Origin of the sequence: Methylophaga sp. UBA4204 (genome assembly GCF_002379485.1) — a bacterium.
Classification (GTDB): Bacteria; Pseudomonadota; Gammaproteobacteria; order Nitrosococcales; family Methylophagaceae; genus Methylophaga.
Map to the genome: position 1 here is coordinate 15,025 of NZ_DFTU01000007.1, position 4,776 is coordinate 19,800.

Annotated in this window: 5 protein-coding genes and 1 tRNA gene; 5 read left to right on the top strand and 1 reads right to left on the bottom strand. The window is 45.9% G+C overall.

The genetic code is table 11. The features are described 5' to 3' along the window. From pth to B3182_RS00900, 4 genes are all read left to right on the top strand, one after another. On the top strand, positions 1 to 535 hold a 535-nt coding region (gene pth / locus B3182_RS00885), incomplete at its 5' end, for an aminoacyl-tRNA hydrolase (RefSeq protein ID WP_292751171.1). 102 nt (positions 536 to 637) lie between these two features. Further along, positions 638 to 1,729 carry a redox-regulated ATPase YchF gene (ychF, locus tag B3182_RS00890; RefSeq protein ID WP_292354468.1) on the top strand — a complete coding sequence of 364 codons (1,092 nt, stop codon included), beginning with the start codon at positions 638 to 640 and terminating at the stop codon, positions 1,727 to 1,729. Between the two features lie 59 nt (positions 1,730 to 1,788). Next, entirely contained in the window at positions 1,789 to 2,856 is a 1,068-nt protein-coding gene (locus B3182_RS00895) for a phospholipase A (protein ID WP_292354470.1), read from the top strand. Between the two features lie 89 nt (positions 2,857 to 2,945). After that, positions 2,946 to 3,022, top strand: a tRNA-Met gene (locus B3182_RS00900). A 232-nt stretch (positions 3,023 to 3,254) separates the two neighbouring features. Here B3182_RS00900 and B3182_RS00905 read toward each other — a convergent pair. Next, on the bottom strand, positions 3,255 to 4,121 hold the full coding sequence (locus tag B3182_RS00905) for an SDR family oxidoreductase (protein WP_292354472.1): 867 nt from the start codon (positions 4,119 to 4,121) through the stop codon (positions 3,255 to 3,257). Positions 4,122 to 4,232: 111 nt separating this feature from the next. Between B3182_RS00905 and B3182_RS00910 the strand changes: the two genes are divergently transcribed. Beyond that, a partial coding sequence (locus tag B3182_RS00910; RefSeq protein WP_292751174.1) for a LysR family transcriptional regulator occupies positions 4,233 to 4,776 on the top strand: 544 nt, incomplete at its 3' end.

The window sequence follows — 4,776 nt, forward strand, 5'->3', positions numbered from 1 at the left end:
TTCTCAGTATGAACAGACCCGACACAACGTCGGGTTCTGGTGGTTGGATCAGTTGGCTAGTGATTTTGGGCTGAGTTTTAAAACAGAATCCCGATTTCATGGTCAACTGATTCAATACACAAATCCTGAACACAAAGTCTGGTTGATCAAACCACTTACCTTTATGAATCGCAGCGGTCAATCTGTTGCGGCGCTGGCCAATTTTTATAAAATCCCTGCAGAAAATATTCTCGTTATCCACGATGAATTGGATTTACCCGCCGGTACGGTGCGCCTGAAACGCGGTGGCGGTCATGGTGGGCACAATGGTCTGCGTGACATCATCAGTCAACTGGGCAGCAAAGATTTTTTACGTTGCCGGATTGGTATTGATCATCCGGGCAATAGTAAGCAAGTTGCCGATTATGTGCTGAGTAAACCCTCTGCAACAGATCGGGAAAATATGATGGCAGGTATCGATAACAGCCTGCGTGTTTTACCTGATGTACTTTCAGGAAACCTCGAAAAAGCCATGAACTGGCTGCACTCACAGTAAGAATCGTTTTTTAACTTTCTTGTTGTGAACTTTACAAAACACCTGTGTAAGGTGCGAGGTAAGAATTTTGTCATTGTTATAAATAACCCCTAAGGATTTCTCATGGGATTTAAATGCGGTATTGTCGGTTTACCTAACGTAGGCAAGTCCACGTTATTTAATGCGTTGACGCAGGCGGGCATCGAAGCACAAAACTATCCGTTCTGCACGATTGAACCTAATGTTGGCATCGTACCGGTGCCGGATCCGCGTATGGATAAACTGGCTGCAATCGTTAATCCGCAACGGGTTTTGCCCACTACCATGGAATTTGTTGATATTGCCGGTCTGGTTGCCGGGGCTTCCAAGGGTGAAGGCTTAGGTAATAAATTCCTGGCCAATATCCGTGAAACTGATGCTATCGCCCATGTTGTTCGCTGTTTTGAAGATGAAAATGTGGTGCATGTGGCCGGTAAAGTCTCGCCGGTTGATGATATTGAAGTGATCAATACCGAACTGGCTCTGGCTGATCTGGAATCAGTAGAAAAAGCGATCACCAAAACTACCAAGGACGCCAAAGGCGGTGATAAAGTCGCCAAAGCACGCCTGGATTTATTGACACAGATCCGCGAACACCTGGACCAGGGGGCACCTGTTCGGGCAATGAATCTTGATGATGATCAGTTGGCATTATTAACGGGTTTGCATTTATTAACCATCAAACCAACAATGTATATTGCCAATGTTGCTGAAGATGGTTTTGAAAACAATCCTGCTTTGGATGCAGTAATGGCCTTGGCTGATAAAGAAAATGCTATTGTTGTAGCAATATGTGCCGCTATTGAATCTGAGATTGCCGATCTGGCAGATGAGGATAAAGCAGAATTTCTTGAGGAACTTGGTCAGGAAGAACCGGGTCTGAATCGAGTCATTCGTAGCGGTTATCAATTGCTTGGATTACATACCTACTTTACCGCTGGTGTTAAAGAAGTACGTGCCTGGACTGTTGAAGTCGGCGCGACCGCACCTGAAGGTGCCGGTGTTATTCATACTGATTTCCAAAAAGGCTTTATTCGCGCAGAAGTTATCAGCTATGAAGATTTTGTGCAGTTTAATGGTGAGCAGGGTGCTAAAGATGCTGGAAAATGGCGTCTGGAAGGCAAAGAATATGTCATTAAAGATGGCGACGTAATGCATTTTAGATTTAACGTCTAATTGAAAATTTGCCTTTGATCAGTGGATCTCGGAAGGCGCTCTGAAGTAAAGGAATAATCATGAAAAGATGGTTTGTTGGCGTGTTATTAACACCGATACTGATGGGCGTGGCACAGGCCGATCCGGCTATGAATGCGTGCATTTTGTCCAAGATGGCTACTTCCGATGATACGGTTACGGTCGGGGATATTCGCGCAATATGCAGCGCTGACATCAGCTCACAAAAACAGGAATCTTTTGATCCGGTCACTTTGCCTGCGGTGAAGCGTGCTGAGGAGCAGACTATCTCCCTTGATGGCGATGATGCCACCAGTATTAAAACGGCGGATGGTTCTGCCTTAACACGTCGTTTGGTTTTAGAAAAAAGTCAGTCAAATAATCCATTTGCATTCTTGCCGCATCGACCCAATTACTTCATTTTCAGTAACAATGTAGCTTCTTACAATGAAGCTCCTTTTGAAGCTTCTGATCCTGGCAATGACTATGATTTTCAACCGTGGGAAAGTAAATTTCAAATCAGCTTAAAACTTCCCGTGGTCAGAGGTTTGTTTAATAATCGGGCGGATGCCTTTATTGCTTATACCAACCGATCTTTCTGGCAAATGTTTAATAACGATAACTCACAAGTGTTTCGTGATTCCAACCACGAACCAGAGGCCTGGCTTTCATTTGCAAACGATACCGAGTTATTCGGGTTTAAAAACTCACTGATTAATGTCGGCTTTAATCACCAATCAAATGGCCAGAGTGGTGAATTATCCCGTAGCTGGAATCGCATATTTGCGGAGTTCGTCGTAGAAAAAGGCGACTTTTATTTTGCTGTTCGCCCATGGTATCGGGTTCCTGAAAGAGATAGCTCGGACGATAACCCGGATATTGAAAAATATATGGGGAATTTTGATTTCACTTCGGTTTATAAATACGGTGATCACAGTTTTGATCTAATGATCCGTAATAATCTGCGTAGCGATAATAAAGGCGCAACGCAACTGGGCTGGAGCTTTCCGCTGTATAAAAACTTTAGAGGTTATGTGCAGTGGTTTAATGGCTATGGTGAAAGTCTAATTGATTATGACCACCGCACCAACAGCATAGGGTTTGGTATTCAGTTCAGCGACTGGTTATAACCATCTCCCCAGCCTTTCAGGTTGTAAGAGATTAACAGTCTCTTAATGTTGATATTTATTGCCCAGCAACGTAAAATGCTCGGCTTCGTGGCTACATAGCTCAGTTGGTTAGAGCACATCACTCATAATGATGGGGTCCCTAGTTCGAATCTAGGTGTAGCCACCACTTTCTTCTCTAATTTTCCGCAAAATTAAACTTGGTGTAGCTCTGCACCGATCTCTCATTTTATGTAGTTATAGCAATAGTCATTGGGTTTTATCAGCTTAATTGCGGCCTGGTAGATCCCCATCCTCCGTTCGGACAAAAGCCCAGTCATCATTAGATGACTGGGCTTTCTATTTTGTGTCGTTAAAAATTACTCACACACTACCTGATTGACGAGAGTTTCCTGAAAGATTTATGCCGAGACAAGTTTGTCAGCGAAGTCGCGATAGCTCCGCAACGGACGTCCAAGTAGCGAAGTCAGACGTTCTACATCGCCAGCATCGGGGATCATGCCCTCGGTGAGGAAACGTTCGCTCATTAGACGCATATCATAAGCCATCCAATTCGGCATGAACTGCCGGAGATTCTGCTCGAATCCTGCAGTGTCATCGCCCGGATAGGTGATCGGAGTACCCAATACCTGCGTCCAGATTTCGGCGACATCCTGTCCGGTCAGCGTGTCAGGGCCGACGAGATTGATTCGATTAAGCGGCTGCGGTACTGAAGACTCCTCACGACGGATAAGTTCGAGGGCAGCGACCTCGGCAATATCTTGCGTATCCACCATGGCCAGTCCCTTGTCGCCAATGGGCATTGGATAAATACCGTATCCCGTCACTACATCCTTAATCGTGATGTCGTTACTGATGTAATAGGCAGGACGCAGAATGGTGGCGTTAAGGCCCATCTGCTCGATCATACGCTCAACACCATATTTTCCGGCGAAGTGCGGCACGTTCAGATAACGGTCGGCGTGAATGACAGAAAGGTAAACAATCCGCTCAATGCCGACCTCCTGAGCAATATTGAGCGCTATCAGAGCTTGGGTATATTCGTCTGCTACCACTGCGTTGAGCAGAAATAATGTCGAGACGCCGGCGAAGGCACTTCTCAGCGAATCAACGTCGAGCAGATCGCCTTGGACAATGTCGACACCAGCAGGGAAGTTGGCTTTAGTGGTATCACGAACAAGTGCCCTAACATCGGCAGCGCGCTTTGTGAGTTGTTCGATAACTTGGCTTCCGACAGTGCCCGTTGCACCTATAACGAGAATGGTCATGATAATGTCTCCTTGGTTGGGTTTGAATTGCGTACAACCAAACAATAAGTGATTCCATATTTAAAACAAAGACACTAAAATAAAGACAGTTTGTATCAAAAGTGAGACATAATGGATTTGAATGCACTTAACGACTTCCAACTGGTAGCAGCTCATGGTGGTTTTGGAAAAGCCAGCCGTGCCAGTGGCAGGTCTAAGGCAACCCTATCGCGTCGTATAGCCGATCTCGAAGAAGCTTTGGGTATTCGGCTCATCGAGCGAGGTTCGCGTAGCATGGAATTGACTGAAGCAGGACAACTGCTACTGGCCAGAACGCAGGGACCAATGCATGAGATCACCGATGCAGTAACGTCGGCAAAGGATGGCCTTGATTCACCGCGTGGTCGCCTGCGTATTGCAGCACCGCTCCTGTTTTCTCAGCTCGCTTTGGGACGGCTTACTGCTCAGTTCCTGGAAAATTATCCGGATGTACAGATTGAAGTGGTGTCGGAAGATCGTCTGGTCAATCTCGTTGAAGAACATTTCGATGTTGCCATCCGTATTAATCCAGATAATGACAGTTTGTTGGTTGGCAGATGCTTTGCTAGAGACAAAAGAGTGCTTGCTGCCGCACCTTCATTTCAAATGCCGAAGGGCCAACGCGGTAAGCCGATTA

What these genes read in the sequence shown, in the direction of transcription:
- ychF (WP_292354468.1), top strand. Translation starts at nt 638, where the DNA reads ATGGGATTTAAATGCGGTATTGTCGGTTTACCTAACGTAGGCAAGTCC.
- B3182_RS00895 (WP_292354470.1), top strand. Translation starts at nt 1,789, where the DNA reads ATGAAAAGATGGTTTGTTGGCGTGTTATTAACACCGATACTGATGGGC.
- B3182_RS00905 (WP_292354472.1), bottom strand. Translation starts at nt 4,121, where the DNA reads ATGACCATTCTCGTTATAGGTGCAACGGGCACTGTCGGAAGCCAAGTT.